This window comes from Chryseobacterium sp. W4I1, from assembly GCF_030816115.1.
Taxonomy (GTDB): domain Bacteria; phylum Bacteroidota; class Bacteroidia; order Flavobacteriales; family Weeksellaceae; genus Chryseobacterium.
Map to the genome: position 1 here is coordinate 4,564,372 of NZ_JAUSXQ010000001.1, position 25,031 is coordinate 4,589,402.

23 protein-coding genes and 1 tRNA gene are annotated in these 25,031 nt (G+C 33.7%); 13 read left to right on the forward strand and 11 right to left on the reverse strand.

Annotation, left to right across the window (positions count from 1 at the left end):
- Positions 1 to 129: 129 nt before the first annotated feature.
- The gene (dtd, locus tag QF044_RS21310; RefSeq protein WP_307271799.1) at positions 130 to 579 is read right to left on the reverse strand and encodes a D-aminoacyl-tRNA deacylase; all 450 of its coding nucleotides are present in this window, start codon (positions 577 to 579) and stop codon (positions 130 to 132) included.
- Between the two features lie 5 nt (positions 580 to 584).
- Complete coding sequence (locus QF044_RS21315) at positions 585 to 1,040, reverse strand: hypothetical protein (RefSeq protein ID WP_307271801.1); 456 nt, start codon at positions 1,038 to 1,040, stop codon at positions 585 to 587.
- A 109-nt stretch (positions 1,041 to 1,149) separates the two neighbouring features.
- Here QF044_RS21315 and greA point away from each other — a divergent pair, with 109 nt between their 5' ends.
- The 7 genes from greA to QF044_RS21350 all read left to right on the forward strand — a co-directional run bounded on the left by greA (position 1,150) and on the right by QF044_RS21350 (position 7,046).
- Positions 1,150 to 1,620, forward strand: coding sequence for a transcription elongation factor GreA (greA, locus tag QF044_RS21320; protein WP_307271804.1), 471 nt, complete (start codon positions 1,150 to 1,152; stop codon positions 1,618 to 1,620).
- Between the two features lie 30 nt (positions 1,621 to 1,650).
- Positions 1,651 to 2,040, forward strand: a complete 390-nt coding sequence (locus QF044_RS21325) for an HIT family protein (RefSeq protein WP_307271808.1) — start codon at positions 1,651 to 1,653, stop codon at positions 2,038 to 2,040.
- Between the two features lie 63 nt (positions 2,041 to 2,103).
- Positions 2,104 to 3,294, forward strand: coding sequence for an ATP-dependent Clp protease ATP-binding subunit ClpX (clpX, locus tag QF044_RS21330; protein WP_307271811.1), 1,191 nt, complete (start codon positions 2,104 to 2,106; stop codon positions 3,292 to 3,294).
- 167 nt (positions 3,295 to 3,461) lie between these two features.
- Positions 3,462 to 5,339 (forward strand): T9SS type A sorting domain-containing protein, encoded by a 1,878-nt coding sequence (locus QF044_RS21335; RefSeq protein ID WP_307271815.1) that lies wholly within the window; start codon positions 3,462 to 3,464, stop codon positions 5,337 to 5,339.
- Between the two features lies 1 nt (position 5,340).
- Positions 5,341 to 5,574, forward strand: a complete 234-nt coding sequence (locus tag QF044_RS21340) for a signal peptidase (protein ID WP_307271817.1) — start codon at positions 5,341 to 5,343, stop codon at positions 5,572 to 5,574.
- Between the two features lie 61 nt (positions 5,575 to 5,635).
- A complete protein-coding gene (locus tag QF044_RS21345; protein WP_307271819.1) occupies positions 5,636 to 6,928 on the forward strand; it encodes a TlpA disulfide reductase family protein in 1,293 nt (430 codons plus the stop codon).
- 44 nt (positions 6,929 to 6,972) lie between these two features.
- Positions 6,973 to 7,046: transfer RNA gene (locus QF044_RS21350), tRNA-Met, on the forward strand.
- Between the two features lie 753 nt (positions 7,047 to 7,799).
- Here QF044_RS21350 and QF044_RS21355 read toward each other — a convergent pair.
- From QF044_RS21355 to QF044_RS21395, 9 genes are all read right to left on the reverse strand, one after another.
- Positions 7,800 to 9,098: an HlyD family secretion protein gene (locus QF044_RS21355; protein WP_307271822.1), complete on the reverse strand. Its 1,299-nt coding sequence runs from the start codon at positions 9,096 to 9,098 to the stop codon at positions 7,800 to 7,802.
- 307 nt (positions 9,099 to 9,405) lie between these two features.
- Complete coding sequence (locus QF044_RS21360; RefSeq protein ID WP_307271825.1) at positions 9,406 to 11,598, reverse strand: peptidase domain-containing ABC transporter; 2,193 nt, start codon at positions 11,596 to 11,598, stop codon at positions 9,406 to 9,408.
- Positions 11,599 to 11,763: 165 nt separating this feature from the next.
- Positions 11,764 to 11,955, reverse strand: a complete 192-nt coding sequence (locus QF044_RS21365; RefSeq protein ID WP_307271827.1) for a hypothetical protein — start codon at positions 11,953 to 11,955, stop codon at positions 11,764 to 11,766.
- A 100-nt stretch (positions 11,956 to 12,055) separates the two neighbouring features.
- Entirely contained in the window at positions 12,056 to 13,564 is a 1,509-nt protein-coding gene (locus QF044_RS21370; RefSeq protein WP_307271829.1) for a vitamin K epoxide reductase family protein, read from the reverse strand.
- A 176-nt stretch (positions 13,565 to 13,740) separates the two neighbouring features.
- Entirely contained in the window at positions 13,741 to 14,841 is a 1,101-nt protein-coding gene (gene gwsS, locus QF044_RS21375) for a grasp-with-spasm system SPASM domain peptide maturase (RefSeq protein WP_307271831.1), read from the reverse strand.
- Between the two features lie 175 nt (positions 14,842 to 15,016).
- Positions 15,017 to 15,919: a grasp-with-spasm system ATP-grasp peptide maturase gene (gene gwsG, locus QF044_RS21380; RefSeq protein WP_307271834.1), complete on the reverse strand. Its 903-nt coding sequence runs from the start codon at positions 15,917 to 15,919 to the stop codon at positions 15,017 to 15,019.
- Positions 15,897 to 16,790, reverse strand: coding sequence for a hypothetical protein (locus QF044_RS21385; RefSeq protein WP_307271837.1), 894 nt, complete (start codon positions 16,788 to 16,790; stop codon positions 15,897 to 15,899). Before QF044_RS21385 ends, gwsG begins: the two co-directional genes overlap by 23 nt.
- A 59-nt stretch (positions 16,791 to 16,849) precedes the next feature.
- Positions 16,850 to 17,056: a TIGR04139 family peptide modification target gene (locus QF044_RS21390; RefSeq protein WP_307271840.1), complete on the reverse strand. Its 207-nt coding sequence runs from the start codon at positions 17,054 to 17,056 to the stop codon at positions 16,850 to 16,852.
- A gap of 259 nt (positions 17,057 to 17,315) precedes the next feature.
- Complete coding sequence (locus tag QF044_RS21395) at positions 17,316 to 19,013, reverse strand: AraC family transcriptional regulator (protein WP_307271842.1); 1,698 nt, start codon at positions 19,011 to 19,013, stop codon at positions 17,316 to 17,318.
- Between the two features lie 193 nt (positions 19,014 to 19,206).
- Between QF044_RS21395 and QF044_RS21400 the strand changes: the two genes are divergently transcribed.
- The 6 genes from QF044_RS21400 to QF044_RS21425 all read left to right on the forward strand — a co-directional run bounded on the left by QF044_RS21400 (position 19,207) and on the right by QF044_RS21425 (position 24,696).
- Positions 19,207 to 19,386: a hypothetical protein gene (locus QF044_RS21400; RefSeq protein ID WP_307271845.1), complete on the forward strand. Its 180-nt coding sequence runs from the start codon at positions 19,207 to 19,209 to the stop codon at positions 19,384 to 19,386.
- Positions 19,387 to 19,450: 64 nt separating this feature from the next.
- On the forward strand, positions 19,451 to 21,094 hold the full coding sequence (locus QF044_RS21405) for a prolyl oligopeptidase (protein WP_307271848.1): 1,644 nt from the start codon (positions 19,451 to 19,453) through the stop codon (positions 21,092 to 21,094).
- A complete protein-coding gene (locus QF044_RS21410) occupies positions 21,078 to 21,659 on the forward strand; it encodes a prolyl oligopeptidase family serine peptidase (protein ID WP_307271850.1) in 582 nt (193 codons plus the stop codon). Before QF044_RS21405 ends, QF044_RS21410 begins: the two co-directional genes overlap by 17 nt.
- Positions 21,660 to 22,604, forward strand: a complete 945-nt coding sequence (locus tag QF044_RS21415; RefSeq protein ID WP_307271852.1) for a lantibiotic dehydratase — start codon at positions 21,660 to 21,662, stop codon at positions 22,602 to 22,604.
- On the forward strand, positions 22,558 to 23,847 hold the full coding sequence (locus QF044_RS21420; protein WP_307271854.1) for a lantibiotic dehydratase family protein: 1,290 nt from the start codon (positions 22,558 to 22,560) through the stop codon (positions 23,845 to 23,847). The genes QF044_RS21415 and QF044_RS21420 overlap by 47 nt, the downstream gene beginning before the upstream one ends.
- On the forward strand, positions 23,848 to 24,696 hold the full coding sequence (locus tag QF044_RS21425; protein ID WP_307271858.1) for a thiopeptide-type bacteriocin biosynthesis protein: 849 nt from the start codon (positions 23,848 to 23,850) through the stop codon (positions 24,694 to 24,696). It abuts the gene before it with no gap.
- The last annotated feature ends 335 nt before the right edge of the window (positions 24,697 to 25,031 follow it).

The following is a 25,031-nucleotide window of genomic DNA, read 5'->3' on the forward strand; positions in this document are numbered from 1 at the left end:
GGACCTTTTGTATCTAAAATGTCTTTTAATCAATAAAGATCTTTAGTTGATATATTCAGCTTAAACATGATCCTGCGGATACGCCAGTCTGAAAGACTTTGAATTCTTCAATAAATAATTTTGCAGATCCTAGATTTTTGTGATTGAATCCATAACAATTGTTACCGGGCCATCATTGATTAAGGAAACTTTCATATCTGCCCCGAAAATACCGCTTTCTGTTTTTAATCCGGATTTCGCTATTTCCTCTTTAAAATAATCAAAAAGAGGAACTGCCAGATCTGGTTTTGCTGCTTTGATGAAAGAAGGGCGGTTGCCTTTTTTATAATCTGCGATCAAGGTAAACTGGCTGATACAAAGAATCTCACCTGAAATATCTTTTACAGAAAGGTTAAGTTTGTCATCTTCATCACCAAAAATCCTGAGATTTAAAATCTTCTGAACAAGCCAGTCTGCATCAGACTTTTCATCATTCTCATCAATTCCTGTCAGAAGCATTAACCCTTTACCTATTTCTCCTACAATTTTTCCGTCTACTTTTACACTTGCCTCGGAAACTCTCTGTATAACGATTTTCATTTTTTTTAGAAATAAATATTTAAAATTCTGGTAGCAGGATCATAATTATAAGGATAAGTTTTAGGCGGAAGAGAAGTTTTAGCTCCCGTTTCAGGCTGGCCGGATCTCAATATCCATCTGGTATTGTCCTTAGGACACAAAACACTGATATTATCTTTCACTTCCAGAGTGGTATTGGCATCAGGGCAGATGTGTGGGGCGTTCCTGTCATATACTTTGAAAGAATCTCCTACACGTACCACGATCAGGCCCCTTGTTCCAGATTGTTGCTCGTTTACGTAAATCCAGCCTCCGTCATATGTAATTGCGTTGTATGCGGGGAAGTTCAGATTTAAAGTGACATTGATAGGATTGTTCGGAAAGCAGCTGACGGTATCTTCTCTGCTTCCGCATGAGATTACGGTTAAATTACTGAAAATCAGTAGCGTTAAAATAGATAGTATTGAGAAAGTTTTTTTCATTTCAATTTAAATTTTTATATATTTGTAAAAGTTAAACGATATAACACGTAATACATTGTCCGGCAAATGTCGGATTATTTTTTTATACCAAACCTAAATTTTGAAAATTATGGCAAGCTATGTAACAAAGGTGGGACAAGAGAAAATGAAAGCTGAGCTGGAACAGTTAGAAACTGTAGAAAGACCAAAAATCACCCAACAGATTGCAGAAGCAAGAGATAAAGGAGATTTATCTGAAAACGCAGAATACGATGCGGCTAAAGAAGCTCAAGGTATGCTTGAAATGAGAATTTCCAAGCTTAAAGATATTATTTCAACTTCTAAGATCATAGACGAGACTCAGTTAGATACTTCAAAAGTATCTATCCTTACCACGGTAAGACTTAAAAATAATGCGACTAATCAGGAACAGGTGTTTACACTGGTGCCGGATAATGAAAGCGACCTTAAGACAGGCAGAATTTCTGTAAATACACCGATTGCAAAAGGATTACTAGGGAAAGTAATAGGCGAAACTGCCGATATTACATTGCCAAACGGAAACAAACTGTCTTTCGAGGTATTGGAAATCACTCTTTAATCTTATATACAACATCTAACTTCTAATAATATGAGCAGTATATTCACAAAGATCATCAACGGCGAAATTCCCTCATACAAAATTGCTGAAGACGATAATTTTATAGCATTCTTGGACGCAATGCCATTGGTGAAAGGTCATACGCTGGTAGTTCCCAAAAAAGAAGTAGATCTGATCTTTGATCTGGAAAGCGAAGAATACAAAAATCTTTGGGCTTTTGCACAAGATGTCGCCAAAAAGGTCAAGAATGCAGTTCCCTGTATAAGAGTAGGGGTAGCTGTAGTAGGGCTTGAAGTTCCCCATGCCCACATCCACCTCATTCCCTTGAGCAAGATGGAAGATATGAACTTCAGAAATGAGAGATTAAAATTAACGGACGAAGAATACAAAGAGATTCAAAACTCAATTATTAATTCTTAAAAAATATAAAATCGTAAAAAAGAAATTTTTTACGATTTTCTTTCACATATACATATATATAGTATGAACTCAAACCAATGTTCTTTCTGCGGCAGAAAAAGAAATGAAGTACAGATGCTTATTTCCGGGCAGAACGGCTTTATCTGCGAAAACTGTATCGAACAGGCACATGTCATTGTAAAAGACAGTGTTTCTAAACCAGGAAATTCTTCTCCTGCAGAAAATATAGACGAACTTAAGAAACCGAAAGAGATCAAAGAATTCCTTAACCAATATGTTATTGGTCAGGACCAAGCCAAGAAACAACTTTCAATAGCAGTATACAACCATTATAAAAGACTCCTTCACGCCAAGGACGAAAACAGGGAGGTAGAGCTTGAGAAATCAAATATCATCATGATAGGTGAAACCGGTACCGGAAAAACCCTTCTGGCAAAAACCATTGCAAGAGAGCTTAATGTTCCTTTCTGTATTGTAGATGCTACAATTTTAACGGAAGCAGGTTATGTAGGGGAAGATGTAGAAAGTATCCTTTCAAGACTTCTCATGGTAGCGGATTATGATGTAGAAAAAGCGGAAAAAGGAATTGTTTTCATTGACGAGATCGACAAGATTGCAAGAAAATCAGACAACCCGAGCCTTACAAGAGATGTTTCCGGAGAAGGAGTACAGCAGGGATTGCTGAAACTTCTGGAAGGAAGTATCGTAAACGTTCCGCCTCAGGGAGGAAGAAAACATCCGGATCAGAAATATATTCAGGTCAATACCCAGAATATTCTTTTCATTGCAGGAGGTGCTTTTGACGGAATTAAGGAGATCATTGAAAGGAGAATGAACAAACAGGCCATCGGATTCAGTTCTGATAAGCTCAATAAAATGGATGAAGACGAATATATCCTTACCCATATTAATGCAATAGATCTTCGTACTTTCGGATTAATTCCTGAACTTTTAGGAAGATTTCCAATCATTACTTACCTTGATAAACTGACCAAAGAAACGATGGTAAGGATCATGAAAGAACCGAAGAATTCCATCATCAATCAGTTCGTGGAACTCTTCAAAATGGATGGCGCCAATTTGGTATTTACAGACGGAGCCATTGAGAAAATTGTAGAAGAAACCATGGAAAAAGGTTTGGGAGCCAGAGGTTTAAGAGGTACAACAGAAAAAGTTTTAGAAGACTATATGTTTTCAATAGGCGAAGAGAAAGAAATCATATTAACAGAGGATAATATTTTTGTTAATAAATAAAATATATTTTTTTCTACGAAAAAAAATCTTACCTTTGCGGGTGAAGATTGTATTAACACACACAAATACTTTATACAATGAGAAAAAGTTTATTTGCTATAGGTCTTTTAGCAATTAGTTACTCTGTTCAGGCGCAGGTACTATGTCACGTTGACACTAATGCTAATATGTATGTAAGCGAAGGCACCCTAGTTTATAGTGGTGGAGGTGTACAAACCAAGGGCAATGGCCTTTTGGATGTACATGGAAATATTATGGTTGTAGGATCTGCTACAGATAGTTTTAAGACAATTGATGCCAGTGGTGCTGATAAGACCGATGGCGGAAATATTGTTTTAAGACTAAATACCCCTGCTACTTATGCAACTTCAACGTATGGTCAACTATACGTCGATGGATTATCCCAGTCCAATATCACAGGTGTTGTAAGTAAAGAGTACAGAAATGCAAAGCATGGTGATGGTAATTTTTATCAGCAGATAGCTTTGCCTTTCAGTGATAAAGTACTATCGTCTCTTTCTCCTGAACTTAATAAAACTTTCACTGGGACGAGATACTCCAAGAATGAAATTTTAATGTGGAATAATGCCACTGTTGTAAGTGATACAAAACCTATTGCATCAACGACTACGGTGCCATATGGTTATTACATGATGGGATCAAATAATAATAATTTAGATCTTAGTAATCCTCCTGCAGCGAGTGGGGTGTATACCGTTAATGGTAAACCTTTTTCCACTTTAACAACAGCTAACTTAGTGAATGCTGGTAACGGCATTAATTTTGGACCAAATGGTAATGCTCTAAACTCGTATACTGAGAAGTATAATACGTATCTGTATGATGATTTTGAGCAAACCACCAGCCCTTGGGCAGGTTCTTACGGGAAAAACATTTATGAATTTGGAAACCCGTTTTTAACAAACCTGGATTTATCAAAAATTGGATACGCTGAAAGCGGAGTTGGTGATGGTAATGCGATCAGCAACATATGGGCTGTCCAATACTCACCTGGAACCGTACAGTATACAAGTAGTGGGAGTTCATTTACCAATCCTCTCGTTATGACATTTGACCAGGCAAGTCACATACCTGTAGGAGATATCAATAATCTGATGGTAAAACCAATGGGTGTTTTTATTATGAAATTAAGGGATAATACTCCCCAAACTTTAAATTTTAATACACTTAGAAGGTTTAATAATACTGCCAGAGTAGACGGTACGGATTATAGCGTTACTGCTAACAAAACTGTCACTAATACTAATAATACTACGACCGGAACGATAAAACAATTAGGAGTAATTGGTTTAGATGCTAGTGGTAAAGAAGTATCGAGAGTTTATTATGTAGTTTCTCCACATGCTACTACCGGGCACCAGATTTCTACTGCTACTACCGTACAGGCATCTACAGATTCAGGTAATAAGATTGTTACTTATGAAGAAGCTCTAAACGGAGGAGAAGATCCTAATTACACTGCACAATATCAATTATACATTAATGAAGCTAATGAAAATAACTTCTCAGGAAAAAATGTTCTGATGTATAACTTTGATTACAATACTGCAGGTCAGAAAATAGTTTCTTATAAGTTTGAAATCAGAGAAAATGCTGAGATGATTCCTTCTGGAACACATCAGTTATCTTCCGGAAAAGGATTTTATTACAAATCTTCTAATGGTAGTGTAGAACAAGCAAAACAAGGAGGTATTATTCCAGTAAATTCACAGTCTTATAACTTATACTATGGAGAACCGGATAAAACTGTACTTGCAACAGCTAATGAGACTAAGTCATTCTCAAAAACAATGGTTGTATATAACCCTGCAGTAAGCAATTATATAGTAAGGTTTGATCCAAGTTGGAAAAAAGCAGATATCGAAGTTTATGATATGAGTGGTAAACTTATTATCTCTAAGAAAGCAATAGATGCATCAAGGGATTTCGTAATTGAACTTGAGGGTTCAGTTAAGAGTTCTTACGTTGTAAAAGTGGTTTCTGATAAAGGAGTAATTGTTAACACTAAAATCTTAAAATATTAATATGAAAACTATCAATAAACTAGTATCGAGTCTTTTTCTTTTTGTGATATCATTTGCATACGCGGAAGAATTCCCTCCCGCTCCTAATTCTACTTCAAAAAGTGGTATTGGAGGTGGAGGTCCAGGAGCTCCTACTCCCGCATCACCCATAGATATGTATGTATATGCATTAGCTATAGTTGCTGTGGTATTCATTATATTCTATACAAGAAAATATAAGAGTATAAAAGCCTAAAAATTTATTAAAATAATATTAAACTCTCTGATTAATCGGAGAGTTTTTTTATTTTTACTCTATGAAAAAGATATATATATTATCTGCAGTATTATCTGCATTTTCTCTGCAGGCACAGTTTACGGTTACAGTTCAGACTCCTGCCGAATTTAAAGATCAGGATGCCATTCTATATACATTAAGCGGTTCTAAGGACATTATTGTTACCAAAGAGCAGAGCAAGAATAATACATGGACTTTCAAATACCCAAATAACTATATGGGCATGATGAAAGTATATTTTCCTGCTTCAAATAATGCAGTGAGCTTTATCTCGGAGAATAAAAACGTCAGTATAAAGCTGGATGTCCAGAATAATAAGGTCAAAGATGTTATATACCTTGACGAGGTCAATGATCTTATGAGCAAGCAACAGGAGGGTTCTCAGAAAAAAGAGCTTATTCTCCCTGCTCTTGCACAAATCAAAGAATATTATAAAGATAACACCGAGTTCGGAAAAGCGCTGAAAACTGAAATAGACAGGCTGTCAGGTACAAGCAGTACTATTGATGCATCCAAGCATCCTTTCATTTCTTATTACAATGCCAATTATAATAAGTTTGTGTCGAACTCTACAGATCCGGCTAAAAAAGTAACTCAGGAAGATATTGTCAATTTCCTTGATAAATCTAATGATATGTTGGAATCCTCATCTCTGTTGAGACCTGTTTTGGTGTCTTACCTTAATTCCGGGGGGAATACCAATGTGACAGGATCAGTAGATACGCTTTTAGACAGGCTAAAGGTTGAAACTCCAAGAGGACAAACCGTTTTATCTGAGCTTATCGATATTTTTGATGCCTATGATATGGATGAATTTAAGACCAAGTATTTAAACCTTGCTAGAAATCTTAAATGCACTATTACTGATAGATTGGCGACTACTTTAAAGTCCAATGCTAATGTTGAAATGGGCGCCTCATTCCCTAACGTTAAATTCCAATCACCAGACAATACATCCGCAAAGTCACTTTATGATGTGAAAGCTGATAAAAAAATCATTATTTTCTGGTCATCTACGTGTTCTCATTGCGAAAGTGAACTTCCCCAGCTTTTGGCCAAATATAATGACCTGAAATCGAAAAATATCCAGATCGTCGGGCTTTCTTTAGATACAGATAAAAACTCCTATACCCAGAAGATCGCTGCATTTCCTTGGATCAATGATTCCGAATTAAGGGGATGGAACAGTTCTTATGTAGATACATACAATGTTCATGCAACACCGACGTATTTTATTTTAGATGCTAACAATAAGATTATCAATAAACCAGACCATGTAGGCGATGTTTTGGAATATTTTAAGTTAAAATAATTTTGGTGGTAAACAAATATTTTCTATATTTGCACCACCAAAACGGCGAGGTAGCTCAGTTGGTTAGAGCGCAGGATTCATAACCCTGAGGTCACGGGTTCAATTCCCGTCTTCGCTACAATAAAAGGGAAAGCAGTATATATTGCTTTCCCTTTTTCTATTTTAAGTATACTCCATAAACAATTTTAAATTGCTCAGTTGAAAGCTTCTTGTGATAAGTTTACGTGATTTATTATTTCAATTAAATTTTTAACAGAATGATCTATCCATATTCTTTATCAAATCTTTTTATCGAAGGTGTATTAATTTATTCCGATTAAAAGAGTTTTAATCATTCTGTTTTGCAGTATTAATAGATTTATAGCATAGGTATAAACTTTGAAAAATAAAATTGCGTAGAAATACATAAAGAATATCAAAGGATAATATCTAGCTTTGAGTATGATAATTTATTTTCATATAAGCATCAGTATAAATATAGGTCGAAATTGATGCTTTTTGAAACGAAATCCTCACTGCACTTTTTGTGCTCATAGAGAATGTAATTTATCATAATTACTCGATTTTTTAAAAGGCTATACTTTAAAACTAAAACCATGACAAAATTTGATACCTATGCTTATCAGGCAGAAAAAGACTTTAAAGACTGCCGGATCTGAAAAACCAGATTGAAAATGCCTGAAGTAATTATGTACAATACTGTACGGTTAATTCACAAATGGGAAGTCCTTGGTTAAGTAGCTATGATCATCCGAGAAGCTGGTATTATAATCCGCTTGTAACACCAGCTATAATATATTAAAGACATTTTGATTATAAAAGAAAACCGCAGACTTCAAAAGCTGCGGTTTTAATATGTTTGATGGAGTCACTAACTTTGATACCCCAGTAATTTTCTGATCTGGTAAAAGAATCTTTCAATAAGCCGCAGGTCCTGTGTTACGATCTCTGCATTTCCTCTAAGTTCTTTGTCAAATGTAAGTTGTTTATTATAGCTCGTCTTTAATCCTTTTGGAAGAGTTATATCTACATAATAATTTCCTTTATCATCCGGAATAAGTGAAATATTCTGTACTTTTCCTTCTACAATACCATATTCCTGGAAACGGTAGTTGTCTAGTTTGATCAGAACTTTCTGTCCTGTGGTTACCTTTCCTGAATTGATGGTTGGAACAGACATTCTGCCTACCAGTTTTTCTTTATTTGTAGGAAGTATAGAAAGAATAGGTTCAGCTGTTTTTACAAATTGGTTTTCGCCAAAAAACTGCTGAAAACTTGCCATACCATCTGTAGAAGAAATCACAAGATAATTTTGTTCCCATTGCTTTAAAGATTTACGAAGCTGCTCAAAAAGCTGTAAAGTCTGTGAAGAATAAGTGATTTTATCTTTTTCTGTGTTGATAGCAGTTCCGCTTTTTGTTTTATTCAAATTGGAAATCCCTTCATCCATCTGAGATATGGAAATATTAAGGTTTTCAAGATTTTGTTGAGCCTGAAGAAATTTTATTTTTTCATTCTCAAGTTCTACAGAAGCAATTACTCCTTGGTTGAAAAGTTCCTGAGATCTTTGGTAGCTTTTCTTTGACAATTCATATTTAGCCATTTCCAGACTTTTCTGCTGTCTTAGGGTAGCAATCCTTACTCTGTATTCTGAGATACTTTGATTGGCGGCTATATTTTCCGGTGCATATGGCTGAAGCCTTGTGAAAAGTTCTTCATCTTGAAATGCTTTTGCAAAACTGTTGTAATCGCCCTGGAGTTCCCCAAGTTTAAATCTTGAAGTCATTGCAATTGGAAAATTTTGCAGTTGCTGAGGAGAGATAGAATCTACTAGTTTTTTTAGTTCCAAAACATCTTTATAATTGGCAGTAGATTGCATGACCATCAGGACATCGTTTTTTTTAACTTCCTGATGATCTTTGATAAAGATCTTCTCTATTTTCGAACTGGTTCTGGCTTCTATTTTCTCGGGTGGATTTTGCGATGTCACAATTACAGGTGCGGAAACAAATTCCGGATACTTTATAATATAGCTCATCATAAGAATGAGCAGAAGTATGACTAATATAACGCTGTTCCCCCAGCGTATCATCCAATGGGGAGGCTGGGTAAGAATGTCCTGAACGCTTTCAGAGCGTAGTTCAATATTATCTAAGATGTCTTCTTTCATGTTTATAAGATAAAATTCCCCATTTAAGGGGAATGTAATTTAAGCAAATGGGCAGTTCCCGTCGTACCCTGATGGTGGATTAGTATCCGAATCAGGTGGACATTCAAAATGTTTGATTATGCATGGTACCCAGCTACCATTGCACCATGAGCCGCAGCAATTATCGGGAATTATTGCACCTCCATTTATGGAAGTTAATTCCTGCCTTGATAGTTTTTTTAAATTTTTCATAGTAATTTAATTCTAATTTCCCCTACTCTGTAAACTTTTCGGATCTCGCTTTATGATTTGTTTTAATTTGTTCAGATTAATTTCCTAATTCCAGCTGATTCTTCACCAGTCTGTAATATTCTCCTTTTAAAGAGACCAGTTCGGCATGGTTACCTTCCTCTACTACTTTGCCTTTATCCAGAACTATGATTTTGTCAGCATGTTTTACCGTGGATAGTCTGTGAGCAATAACGATAGCGGTTTTACCTTTAAAGAACTGCTCAAGGTTTTCCATGATCACTTTTTCATTATTGGCGTCCAAAGCAGAAGTCGCTTCATCAAAAAAGATAAATTCCGGTGATTTATAAACCGCTCTGGCAATAAAAAGTCTTTGTTTCTGACCACCACTGACTCCCACACCTTCATTTCCTATCTTCGTATTATAGCTTAAAGGCAGACTTTCAATAAATTCCTTAATGTTTGCAATTTCTACAGCTCTTCTTAATTTCTGTTTGTCCACATGATCTTCTCCTACCGCAATATTATTAGCGATAGTATCATTGAATACGTATCCTTCCTGCATTACAACTCCGCAATGATCCCTCCAAAATCTAGGTGAAATATTTCTAAGCTGGGTATTCCCAAGTTTGATATCTCCAGAATTCGGCTCATAAAACTTCATTAATAATTTTAAAAGTGTAGTTTTCCCACTTCCGCTGGCACCTACAATAGCCGTAGTTTTCTGATAAGGTATCGTAAGGCTGAGATCTTCAAATACAGGAACGTCAGAACCGATGTATCTGAATGAAATATTACTGACATCAATGTCTTTCTGCGGAATTTCCATAGCATACTGTTCATTTTTGTCCTCTTCATCTTCCTTATCATGGATCTCACCCAATCTTTCAAGGGAAATTTTGGCATCCTGGGTCTGTTTGATAAAATCGATAAGTTGAAGTAAAGGACTATTCAGCTGTCCAATGATATACTGTACCGAAAGCATCATACCCAGGGTAAGATTACCGCTTAAAACTAATTTGGCAGACAGGAAGCTAACCAGAATATCTTTCATCTGGTTGATAAAATTTCCTCCCACAGACTGCCATTGCTCCAGAGACAGAGATTTTATTCTGATCTTGAATAGCTTTACCTGCAGAAACTCCCAGTCCCAACGTTTCTGCTTTTCAGCATTATGCATTTTGATCTCCTGCATTCCGTTAATTAATTCTATAACCTTGCTCTGTTCCTGAGAAACCTGAGAGAATCTTTTATAATCCAGTTCTTTTCTCTTACTAAGGAAAAAGCTGATCCATCCTATATACAAAGCTGCTCCAACAAGATAGACGATAAACAGTCTGTAATCGTAAAATAAGAGGACAATACTGAAAATAACCAGATTAACAAGTGAAAACAGGGTGTTTAGCGATGAACTCGTCAATAGCTGTTCAATTCTATGGTGGTCATTGATCCTCTGCATAATATCTCCTGTCATTCTTGTATCAAAGAAGCTTATCGGAAGCTTCATCAGCTTGATAAAGAAATCTGAGATAATCGAAATATTGATCCTTGCCGAAAGGTGGAGAAGGATCCAGCTTCGGATGACTTCAATACCCATTCTTCCTAAGAATAACATAATCTGGGCAAGAAGAACAACATAAATAAAGTTGAGATCCTGATTCTGTATTCCTACGTCCACAATACTTTGAGTAAGAAACGGAAAAATAAGTGAAAGTAAACTTCCTGCCAAAAGGCCTACTGCAAGCTGAATAACAAGTGACTTATATTTGAGCAGATATTTGGAAAGGAAAGAAAAGCTGGCTTTACTTTCCTCAGTGTCATATTCCGTTTGAAAAAATGCGGGAGTTGTTTCCAGAATAAGGGCAATGCCTTCTTCTGTATTTTCGTTGGCATTTTCCCCGATCCATAATTTAATAAATTCTTCACGGTTATAGGTGATCAGCCCATAGCTGGGATCTGAAATATAAACCTTATTGTTTTTATCAATTTTATAAACAACAACAAAGTGGTTTTTATTCCAGTGTACAATGCATGGGAAAGGTACTTCTTCTGCAAGAGTATTGAAATCGATCTGAACTCCAAGAGAGCGGAATCCTAAGTTTTCTGATGCGTCGCTAAGTCCTAAAAGGCTGCTTCCTTCACGTGTAGTTTCAGAAAGAGTACGGATCTGTTGCAAAGAGATACTTCTGCCGTAATATTTACTTACAATTCTAAGGCAGGTAGGGCCGCAGTCTTTAGCATCCGGCTGTTTATAAAAGGGAAATTTCTTCAAAATTTATTCTCATTATAAAATGTCGCCAAGATATGACGACATTTTTACTTTATTCATTGTTACTTAAAATGATCGTTAGCTAATATAGTACCTTTTTAAACTCTTCTTACATGCCTATGAAGAAGCTTATAATATTGAGTTTAATTTAATATTAAAGGTGTAAATCTATAATGGAGTAAAATCAATCATTGTAGGTGGTGTGCAATAATAGGTATTGGGTCCTGCTCCGGCAATAGGTCTGCAAACCCCGTTGGCACAGCACTGGTCTCCACCGCATTCCCCATCAAGCGGACACATTCTAAGTCCTCCTTTTATAGATTTTAAACTTTCTCTTGATATTCTTTTTAAATTTTTCATAGGTTATAAGTTTGGCTTTTTTCCTACTCTTTTACAGCTTTTCGGAGTCCGCTTATATTTTTTCCTAATATAGTGATTTTTTTAATTCGAGTACAATTTCTTATTGTAAGTCTTCATCTTCCATTAATTCATCAACAAAAAACCAGATATCATCACGGTCGTACTTATCAGGAAACTGATGTCCGTTCAAGATAAAAATAGGAGTAAAGTTCAACCCTTTATTACTATTGTCTTTTGTCATTTCAACAAATGCTGTAAGATCTTCAGTTGCTGTAGACCCTGATAGAGCTACGATCTTATTTTCATCTTTGTTTTCAAACCAATTTTCAACTGCCTTCAGGAAGTCTTTTTGAGGTTTATTATGGTATAGATAATTAAAAGCTGAAAGTAATTTGGTGTATTTCTCATCAGCTCTTTCTGGAGAATAATTGAATCTGATCTGTACAGAAATGTCATCAGGATATTTTTCCAGAAGTCCTTCCATTATTTTATGTCCATCTTTACAAAAGCCACAATAAGGATTGGATACAATAGAAAGGCGGAGTTTTGCATTCTTATTTCCTAATGAAAAAGTCTGGGTATCCTGGAATTCTACTTTTTCATTTTCCAAAAGCTGGCTTTTGAAAAGTTCATAATTTCTTTTAAACCTTAAATTCTTAGCATTAGACTTCTGAATATCTTCTTTTTGGGTAAGAATATTGCTGAAATATAAGACTGCAGAAAAGACCAGGATCCATAAAACAGCGGTCAATACTAACATTCCTACGCTAAATACTGTATTCTGGAAAAAGAGCATACTTAGTACCAGCTGTCCAATCAGGATCGAAATGATCAGAAGACATATTCTACAGAATGTTTTCTCTACAAAGGCCTGGATGTAAAGAGAATATCCAATAGCCAGTATGGAGACGAATGTGAACCCTTTTACAATATAAGCTGTTGCCGGAAGAAAAAGTCCCAGTACAGCAAGTCCTACAAAATAAATTAGTGAAAAATCAGAGAATTTCAGACCTAAAATACTCGTTTTATCCTGCTTGATGATCTTATCGCAGGAGTTGGTGGCTTGGGTTGCTGATGCATCACCGCATATACTTCCGATAACTGTAGACGTATTCCCGAATTTCTGGTTGAAAATCTCCATAGAAATATAAACACCAGCCAGCGAAAGAAGATTAAATAAACCTTCATACAGGCTTAAACTCAGGAAAGAATAAATAAGTATGATGGCGAAAACCAGATACAGAACAGGCTTGAAATTAAAAGCCAATTTAGTTTCAGCATTTTCACTTTTCTCAAACAGCAATACAAAATCGGTAGATTTTTTATGAAGCTCTTCCTTGTTGAGTGTTTTGGCTTTTTCCGAATAAACTGAATAATTTGTTCCCGACTTCTTTACCAATGAAAAAGAATTATCAACGATCGCGATAAACTCCTCCGGAAGCTCATCCCAATATTCCTTATCAAGCTCATAGGCATCATTTTTTACGCCCATAAAGTTAAGCGTATCACTAAATGCCAATGCAGAAGGGTAGTTTGGATGAGAATTGAACTGGAAAGAAAATTCCTGTTTATCGAGCTTTAGATAGTTAATTAGTTTGTCGAAAATCATATAAATATTTTTAACTAAAATACGCAGATGTTTTAAAAAAACAAATTTTTTTTCTAGTAATGGTGAGATATAATGATGTGTTGGTAGATTTGATTTGATTATCAATATTTTGTTAAAGAAAAAAATAATGAATTTTTGTATTCTCTGATTGTAGTTTACATGTATACTTTAGAAGATTAGGATTTACTGTAGAAATCAGCTTTTATTAGCTCCGGTAAGTTATAATTTTGGATAGCTTTTTGTTTTAAAGGGTTTTCACTCCATTTTTCCCATTTTTCAGTGTGAGGATTATAACCGCATTTTAATGGTTTGGAGATATCTAATCCATTTTTAATATGAGTACGTTCTGTATAGGCGCGGCAGTCTGTACATACATATCTGAACTCACAGTCTTTGCAAACTTCTATATTGTCTTTGGTTATATTCCAATATTTTTTAAAATCTGGTTTTGCCAGGGCTTCTTCAAGAGTGGTTTTGTTTATGTTTCCAGAACTTTCTTGCATTAAAGGACAGTTCTTTATATTCCCTTCGATATCAATTCCTACTTTTTTGTGTAAGCAGGAATTATGATTGATGGCTTCAAGAACTTTTGGGAGATTAGTATTGAAATATTTTAGATCTACTTTTCCGCAAGCGGATATTTTGATGTTTTCATGGCTAAAGTTAATGTTAAATCTAAAATTTTCTTTTGTTTTAAAAGGAATCTCCTGACAGTTATAAAAAATGAAATTATATATTCTTAAAGTTGTTTGATTGAGAGTTTGAAAAAAAAGTTTGTCAACAAGTTGATGAAAAGGGGAGTATATTTCAATACCTTCTAAAACAGATCCTTCAAATTTATTGTCGATATCCTGAAAATCTTTAATTGTAAGTGCTTTGTTACAATAAATTACTAAATGTTTTACACCTAAGTTATCAATAGAGTTTTTTATTTTATCAAGAGCAGAGACATTATTAATTTCTATGAAAATATTTGAGATCTGACTGGCTTCTTGAAATTCATAAGACATTGGAGGAAAATTTCTATCCCAATCTTTATTAGTTATGAAACCATATTCTTTTTCAAGGAGAAAGTCTATATATTCGTGGATGAACTCCTTAGATTCAGCATCATAATTTTTTAGTATATTTTCGATGGAATCATTTTTCAGCTCTTCAATAATATCATAAAGTTCTAAAGGATATAAATCTGAAAGGTTTCTTTGGAGATCTGATATTAATATTCTTTTGGCTCCTTTGGTTATTAAGATATTACTAAATAGATTGAAATATTTCATAGTAGTCTTGTAAGTGGTTTTATCGGGTTTTCTCTCAAAAGATAATCTGTTTGGTACTTTTTACATAATACATATGATGCTGTAGAATTATTAATTTTATTTTTTTTCTTAGTTCTAAAGTGTTCAATATACTTAAAAGTAAGGGGTAACTTTTTTTCTTCTTTTAAGAGATTTTTCATAAATATTTTGCTATTTCTTTTTCTAATGAGTAATTACACATGGTTGAAAGGCCATAAAATTGCCCAACTGGATTAACTTCCAAAAAGAAGAAATTGTCACCACTTTTTATGAAATCTATTGAACCACAACTTAAGTCCAGGGACTGCATCAGGTGATGTGTTTTTTCTTCAATATCTTTAGGAAGCTGGTATCTTACCTTTCTGTTAGGTTTCTTGTCATTATATTTTCTGAAATCAGTTTTAGTTTGCTCATCGTTTTGAGAAATAATAGCGGTAGACCACATTTTACCATCCAGATAGAAGCTGCGTATTTCAAAATCTTTTTCAATTTTTTCCTGAAAAAAAGTAATAAAAAAATTTTTTTTCTCCTTTTCTTCTATGATTGAAGTATATATGATAGCATCTGAATTTTTGCTAATAGTATCCAAGATCACATTTTCGGTAAGAGCTTTTGTAATTGTTTTATTAACAACTACTTCATTTGTATTTTCTGCCAAAAAATATTTTGGAACATTTAAGCCTGCTTTTTGAGCTTTTTCTAATACGAAAAGTTTGTTTACGTGGCTATTGCTTTGTTTATTAATGGTTTTTTTTGATTCTAAAGTTTTTATCACGTAATCTTCAAGCCAATGCTGAGTCTCATCCATATGGTTGTTGACAGATTCATTATTATACTTTAAACGCTTAAATTTTAATCCTCCTCTTCTGTACCATACACTAGTGATTTCATCCAGGAAAAATTTGTTTTTTTCACTTACCAGAAAAATTCTTTTTTTATCAGTTTTGATATCAAAAAATTCATCTTCATGGATGCGAATAAACGGTTTTCCCATTTCAAAAAGATTTTTGATAACTTTTGTGGTCGTTGTTTCTCCATTATTGGAGATTATGAGTATCATTTTGCTTTAGGTTTTTATAATAGTCTTTTCTTATTTTGAAACTGTGTTTCATACTTGGAATACCTATACTTTTCCGATTACGATTAATTTGTGCAGAATCTTTTACTTGGATAAAATTAAAACCATAAACTGTACTTTTTTTGTGTATTCCCATATAAGCATCATCCATCAATGCATAATCATGTGGTGACAAGTCTCCAGATTTGACGTACTCTAATAATTTTTCTTTTATATATGGATAATGATCTTTGGATTCATTCATGTGTGTAAGCATGGTGGGTATATAAAAGCCGTTGCCATTATTTCCTATCAAACCTATTTTTTGTACAGAAGGAAAACCATATTCTTTAAATGCCCACATAAAAAGCTTAGCATTTTTTTCTACATTTTTTCTAATTAATGCAGTGTCCTCGGGGCGTCCTGCCTGGTCTCGGGTGAATGCAATAGTAAAGGAATCAATAAGTTGTTTATTTAAATTCTTTTTCCATTGTGCTATTTCTTGCTCTACTGATTGATTGTCAATTCCATATTTATTGAAAATAGGCAAATACTTCTTATATTCATTATTATACGGAGCCATTAACGGGATTAATTTATAAAGACTTTCTTTCCCCCCAAAATCTTTGTTGTACTGGTCTGCCAGGGTAATATAAGTAGCATATTCTTGAATGCGCTCCTGATTTTTAGGTTCGTATTCATCAAAAAGGTCCCTGTATTCTTTGATTGCCAGCTTTGGGTTATTGGCTAGTCTATAAGTACTGTCTATATCATTTACTTTATTGTAATAGGTGATATAGTTTTTCTTACAAGATGAAAGCAATAATAAAGTGACAAAAGCAATACAACAATTTATTAATGGGAAATTTTTCATAAATAATTCGATTAATAATAAAATAAGAAGGAGGAGAATTACCCCTCCTTTTTATTGTACTAGCAAACAGTTAATCTACCAATATATTCTCCTCCGTTAGATGTGTAATGATCTGATTCAACGCATCCTGCTGGAGCAACATTAGATTCAATAGAATAATCACGAAGAGCAAGAAGGCTACCGTTAATAGATTTTAACTCGTTTCTTTTGATTTTTTTGTTTTCTAGTGAAGAAAAATTTTTCTTCATTCCTGTTAATTTTTTCATTGTTAGAATTTTTTGAAATTAATATTTTATTTGTCATATTTCCCTGACATGGGAAGGTGCTGATCAGCTTATTGGATTTACGTTTTGTACTGTACACATACAAAAAATAAATTTGTGTTTTTACCTGGAGCAAAGATGTGGGAAACCGGTTAATGATCCAAGAAGATGATCTATAAATTCATAAATTTAGGAGATATTTTTATGAATTAACGAATATTAATTATCAGATTATCAGGACTTTGTTTCTTTTATTGGATTTTTATCCTTCAGACTTTTCAATCTCCCTCAAGTAGAAAGACAGTGGAATTCCTGTTCTTTTTTTGAAAGCTAAAGTAAATGCCTGTTCATTATTATAACCTAATTCCTCTGCTATAACAGGGAATTTATAAGAACGAAATTTCTTATCCTTTGCCAATCTGGCGATAGCATAGTCGATACGGAGATCATTGAGGTACCCTGCAAAGTTTTTTCTTTTTTGAGTATTAATGATTTCCGACAAATACTTAGAATTTGTTTTGATTTTTTTGGCAAGGCTGCCTAAAGTTATTCCTTTATTAAGAAAATGTTCTTTGGTTTCAAAAATTTCAAGCTCTTTTAAGATAGCTTGAGTTAGATCCTGAGAAATAATGCTAACATTTTTGTCTTTTACTTGCTCTTGCGGTATCTCTATCAGAGGATCCTCTTGGTGATCGGCTACAGGCTGACCTTCATAGGCCTTCTGAATGAGCTCTTGGGCAATTCTCCTGTGTTCTTTTTCTTTTTTCTTAGATTTAAAATAAAGATAGGCGAGAAGTATCAGTATCGCAATAAGAATACTGATTGAACAGTATAAGATGACCCGTTTCTTTTCTAAATCTTTAATAATAGTTTCTTTCTCCTTAATTAAGTTGGGAGTATCATATGTTTTAGGGAGCTCTCTGGACAAAACCCAAAGTTGGGAATCCAGTATTTTGTCTACTTTTAAAAACCTTTCGATATAATAAAGTTGCTTTTCCTTCTCATTTTTATCTTTGTAATAATCTATTATATAGGTATATACATCCCGAAGTTCCGGAAACGTATTATTTGTTTTCTGTATAATAGAATCTATCTTAATGAAGTTTTTTACGGCGTTTTCTTTCTGGCCTGCTCCGGCATATGCCTGCCCCAAATACATCAAGGCATAATTTAGAGCCATATCATTATGTTTAGTCAAAAAGAAATTGCTACTTTTATTAAGACTGTCAATAGCCACCTTGTAATTTTTCTGTTTTAAACTGGATAATCCAAAAAGAGATAAATACTTGTTATGGAGATAATCATCATTTTTTGAAGAAAGTAATCCTTCTTTTATCATAATATTGGCAGAATCAATCTGATCAATGTCCTGATAAGTACTGGCCAGATTTAGATGAATGTCCTGGAGTTCGGATTCATGCAAATAATCAGCATTATGCAAATAATATCTCAGTGTTTTTATTGCATCCTGATGTTTTCCTATGTAATTGTTGAGATTGGCAATGCTGATATCGGCGATAGCAATCTGCCTTTTATTTTCCTTTTCTTTAGCATATTTTAGCCCCAGATTATAGTTTTCTAAGGCCTTTATCTGATTGTCAGAATTGAAAAATATATTTCCTTTTAGTAAATAAATTCTTGCAGGATAAGTATTCTTCGTTGAGTTTTTCGTAATAACTGTAAGGCTGTCAAGATATTTTAAAGCAATCGGAAGATCTTCGTTAAAATGCATCAACACATATCCTTCTGCGATTTGATCATTATTTTTTTCCTTTTTTGCTCTTTTTAGGTAATATTTAGCAATATTTTTAGCGTCATTAGTTTTCTCTATTTTACCATATTCGTAAAACTTTTGTTGAAGATCCGTATATGTGTATTCTTTTAATGAATTAATAGAATTCTTTTGAGCGGAAACTAAATTGATAAACAAAAAGAATATATAATACTTAAATCTCGTCATCGTTCATAATTGTTTTACAAAAATATTCATTTTAGTTTCTAAATTTAATTTTACTTCTTTATTTATCATTATATTTTTAACTATCTGTTATAGTGATTTTTATGTTGTTAAATTCATGAATTTATAAAGTGAAATTATCTGTAGTAGTGAAAAAATCGTTTTCTTTGCTATCTAATAATTTAATTTACATACAATGAAAAAAGAAAACAAGAGTGAGAAAAAATTATCATTAAAGAAATTACAAATGACTAAAGTAACTAATCCAGGAAAAATATATGGAGGTCTTACTTTGCAGGGTTTTGAAGGTGTTGAATGTACAAGCCCTGAAAATGCGAGTAAGCCCCAAGGTGGTGGCCAGCTACCTACTCAATAATTTTTCAAATCTATTTTCAATTTCTTATTATTGTTCAATAAAATGAACCCCGTAATTTCTGATTATGATAAAAAATAGAGTAATTACTATTCCTATCTTATTTTTTTCTTGTTTATTAATCGCACAGTCTACTTATCTGGCACCTTCTATTCCAGTTACTGACGACTATTTTGATACTAAAATAGTTGATGAATACAGAAATTTAGAAAAACTTCAGGATCCTGAAGTAGTAGATTGGATGAAATCCCAGACAAATTATTTCAATTCTGTTCTGAGTAAGATTCCGAATAGAGATTATTATATGGTCCAAAGATTGAAACTGGATAAAAGACAGGGCTATTCAATATCTAATTTAAGAATTACAGCTGGGGATAAGTACTTCTATTTAAAAAAGTACGGGACTGAGAAGATTGCCCGGGTGTTTTATAGACAAGGTTTTTTAGGAAAAGAGGAACTTCTCTATGATCCTGTTAATTTTAGTTCGTCATTCAAAAAGGATAATTCAGACACCGGGCATGATTTTATTATTAATCTCATAAGTCCTAGTTGGGATGGGAGTAAAGTGGCAATATCCTTATCCGAAAAAGGAAAAGAATTGTCAGAAGTAATTGTAATTGATGTCAAAACTAAATCTACAAGTTCTGAAATTATTACTAACGCAGATCCTTCCAGTATTGCCGGGATTAATTGGCTTGAAGATAATTCCGGTTTTTTTTATATTCACTATCCAGTTATAGATCCTTCATCGGAGCATCTTAATAAGAATACTCAATCTGTCCTGTACAAAATTGGTCAGGATCCTAAAAAATTAAATGATGTTTTCTCGAGTCTAAACAATCCTGAGCTGAAGATTTCAGAAGAAAAATATCCTGCTATTTTGGTTTTTAATCCCGAAGACTTATATTATATCGGGATGCTGGTAGATGCCGAAGATTATAGAAAAACATTTATTATTAAGAAAGATGATCTTCTGAAAGGAAAGAAAAATTGGATGCAATTATACAATAAGGAGGATAAGGTTTACTTTATTCGGTTAGTAGGAGAGGAGATCATCTTTTTATCAGGATATAATTCACCTAATTATAAACTATGTAAAACCAATCTTAAAAATCCCAATTTTAAGAATCCTGAAGTTTTAGTACCGGAAAAGAAAGATGAAGTATTCAAAAGTCATGTTATAACGAAAGACGGAATCTACTATGTAACGGTAAAAAATGGTATTGAAGCCAAATTATATTTTTATAATAAAGGAATCGAAACATCTATAAAACTTCCCTACGTATCCGGTGATATTAATTTAAAAACAAAAGGCAAGGATTTTTCAGATATATGGGTAAGTTGTTCAGGGTGGGTTAATCAGGAGCAGCGTTTCCGATACGATTTAAAGAAAAATACATTTACTCCTGAAAATCTTGTTCCTGCAGTTGAGTATCCTGAATTTAAAGATATTACAGTAGAAGAAGTTACCGTTAAATCTTATGATGGTGCAGAAGTTCCTCTTTCATTAATCTATAATAAGAACATCAAAAGAGATGGTACGGCTCCGGTGCTCATGCAAAGTTATGGAGCTTATGGAGAATCATTTTATCCTTTCTTTGCCATTAGTTATTTATTATTAGCGAAGCAGGGAGGGGTGATTGCTGTTCCTCATATTAGAGGAGGAGGTGAAAAAGGAACCAGCTGGCATACTGATGGGCAAAAAAAATAATAAACCTAATTCGTGGAAAGATTTGATTGCTTGTTCAGAATATTTAATCACGCAAAAATATACATCCCCTAAGAAAATAGCAATTTGGGCTGGCAGTGCGGGAGGAATTACTGATGGAATGGCAATGATTGAAAGGCCGGATTTGTATGGTGCAGTAATAATAGAATCGGGTATTCTAAATGCGGTAAGGAATGAGCTGGGTGGAGTTGGTAAGACATCAGTACAGGAGTTTGGTTCAGTAAATAAGCCAAATGAATTTAAAGATTTACTACAAATGGATGCCTATCATAATATTAGAAAAGGAGTTAAATTCCCTGCCGTTTTAATTACTACGGGGATTAATGACCCAAGAGTTACCCCATGGCAGTCTACGAAGTTTATGGCTAAATTATTGGCTAATAACAAGTCTGACAAGCCTATACTTTTAAAAGTAGATTATGAAGGTGGACATGGTGGGGATATTCCGGCTATTCAGCGATATTCTAATCTGAGTGATATCTTTGCATTTGCCTTTTGGCAGTTGGGACACCCTGATTACCAACCTAAAGACCAGCCCCGTAAATAAATGCCCCGTTTCCCATATCAATTTTTTGATCAATATATTTTCAGATCATCCCTGTTTTCCCTCAAAGATTTTCTGAAAAAGACACACCATGATGAATTTTCAGAAAACGAATTGAAGAACATTTGTGTGGATCCTGTTTTTCGGGAGGCCATTTATCTTACATCTCCTTATCTTTATGAAGAAATTGAAAAATGGATACATACCGATGAAAGTTTTCCAACAAAGAAGATTGAAAAGCTGAAAGATACGGTCAGAAAATATTATAACCGGATGAGCCATCGTTGTACCCCATTTGGTTTATTTTCAGGTGTTGGTTTAGGTGTTTTTGATGATGAAACTGTTGATAGCTTTGATAGACAGTCTGTTCGAGATACAAAGCTGGACATGCATTTTTTAGTAGGACTGGCCGAAGGTTTGTCTAAAATTACTGAAATAAGGAACAAGCTAACCTATTTTCCTAATAACAGCATTTACAAGGTCGGCCGCCGGATTCGATATCTGGAATATGAATACTTTGAAGGAAAGAGGGGATATATCATTTCATCAGCATATCGATCTCTGGAGCTGGATGAACTTCTAAGTTTTTGCAAAAATGGCAAAACCATTGCTCAAATGATTCAAACACTCATCAATGATGAAATTACATTTGAAGATGCATCGGAATTTATTGATGAATTAATTGAGAATCAGGTTCTGATTAGCGAGCTGGAACCTAATGTTTCCGGGGACGATTTTCTGAATACGATGATCAAAATTTTAAAGAAAATAGAAGCACAGGGACATGTAAAGGTTCTGACTTCTATTCAGCAAAAATTAGAAAAACTGGATCAAAATATAGTTAATTCGGTTTTGTTGTATAAAGAAATTGAAGAATACATTAAAACTTTTAATACAGATTATGAACAAAAATATCTGTTCCAGACAGATTTGTTATTTTCAAAATAAATATAAACTGGCTGGATATTGGAAAAAAGAATTAAAGACAGGTATTGCTTTTTTAAATAAACTCACACTGAATTCCGGGGAAAGTGTTTTTGAAAAATTTAAAAAAGCCTTTATTGAAAGATTTGAAACAGAAGAAGTTTCACTGGCTTATGTAATGGATACAGAGATCGGAATTGGATACCGCCAAGGAAATCCGGCAAAAGGAATTCATACTTATTTGGACGACATTAGCATTCCGCAGACTGAAATAAACTCCGGATTTATCATTCATCTAAATCCTGTTCAGGTTATTTTAAATCAGAAAATACAAGCTTGCTTGCTAGAAAGTGGATATACTATTCAGCTAAATGATCATGATTGTAAGGATTTTGAAGAACGATGGAGTGACCTTCCGGATACATTGTCATTGATGACTGAAATAATTTCCGATGGAAAAGAAGAAAAACTATTTCTCAGTAGAAGTGGTGGGAGCAGTGCCGCTAATCTTTCCGCAAGATTCTGTTCAGAAAAATCAGAAATAAAAAACTTTACAAAAGCAATAACAGACTGCGAGAAAAAACAAAATCCCAATATAATATTAGCAGAGATTGTCCATCTTCCTGAAGCCAGAATAGGAAATGTTATCAGACGTTCATTACTTAGAGACTATGAAATTCCTTACCTGGGGCATTCCATATTACCAAAAAACAGACAAATCGCTGTTGATGATCTTTGGATTTCTGTCAAAAACGATAAAATTGTCCTGCGTTCAAAAAAACAGAATAAAGAAATTAAACCGTACCTGACGAATGCCCATAACTACTCATCGGATTCACTGCCGGTGTATCATTTTCTTTGTGATTTACATGCTCAAAATAACCGTCCGGGTCTCTACTTTCAGTGGGGAGACCTTGAAAAGATCTATCATTTTCTACCCAGAGTGGAATACAAAAATATAATCCTGTCAAAAGCCCAATGGAAAATCAGACGAGAAGATATCAGCGTGTTGGTGACATTCATTGGTGACAAAGAACAATTTTTATCGGCATTAAAATCTTGGCGAGAAAAAAGACAAATTCCTCAATGGGTACAATGGATGCAAAGTGATAATACTTTAATATTGAATCTTGAAAATTATGATTGGGCAAAATTATTCATCGAAACAATACAGGTCAAAAGATCAATAACTATTAATGAATTTCTCTATAACGAAAAAGAAGATTTTGCTTACCAGTTTGTGTTTTCTCTTCATAAAAAGCAATAGATGGACATGACTCTAAAAAAAAATTCTCCTGGAAGCGAGTGGCTATATATAAAACTTTATACAGGAGTAAAAACAGCAGATATTATTCTGGAAGAAGCAGTAAGCCCCCTGTTGAAGAAACTTCAGAAAAGGGAGCTAATAAAGAAATGGTTTTTTATACGTTATCATGATCCAGCCCCCCATTTGAGAATCCGTTTTGAGCTTTCAGATCCTGATAGTTTCAGCAAAGTCCTTGCAATAATAAAGGACTACTTAAAAGAACATACTGAGTCAAGAGAGCTATCAAACTTTGTATTGGATACCTATCAGAGAGAAATAAAAAGGTATGGAGAAGCAACAATTGAAGACGCTGAGTTTTTATTTTGGAAGAATAGTAATAGTGTACTTTATGAGCATCTCCACTTTAATGATGAAGAGAAAATTATTGTATCCTTTTTTTATATTGATAAAATTCTGGATTATATTGGGCTATCTATTCTTGAAAAATTGGACTGGATCAAAGAGTTTAATATTGCTTTTAAGCATGAATTCAAAGCAGATAAAAAACTGAACAGTCAGTTAGATAGAAAATACAGATCATTTGTTCCAAAATATTTTGAATTTGTAAACTCTAAAGAGTATGTACCTTTTAAGGAATGCATTCATATAAGTATCCATGAGTCAGAAAAAATATTACAAAGTATTCTTAAACACTATTCTGGGCCTTTACAAAATTTTTTCCAAAGTATATTTCATATGAATATCAATCGTATGTTTGTTTCTAACCAACGAATGTTTGAAATGATTATCTACGATTATCTGTTTCGGTATTATAAAAGTATTGCTTTTAAAATTGACTCACAAAAATAAACTTATCCGAAAATTATGAAAGTTAAACAGACCAAATTTTTCAAGAATATTTTACTTGAAATAAAATAACTCTAATTTTTGGATATGAAAAAAATAGGTAAGGCGTGAATGTTTTATCATTAAACAAATGTTTAATTTAATATGTTTATTTTACTCTATGTAAACTTTAAATGGTGTCTGTTTATAGAAATTGGTAATTTGTTAAAGTTGTTGTTTTTCGTGATGAACACAAAAAAACTTAAAAAATCATAAAGTTTTCTTAAAGTTTTAAAAAAGAATTGAAATGTTTTTGTAATTATAAAATATATTGTACTTTTACATCGCCTTGAATGAGG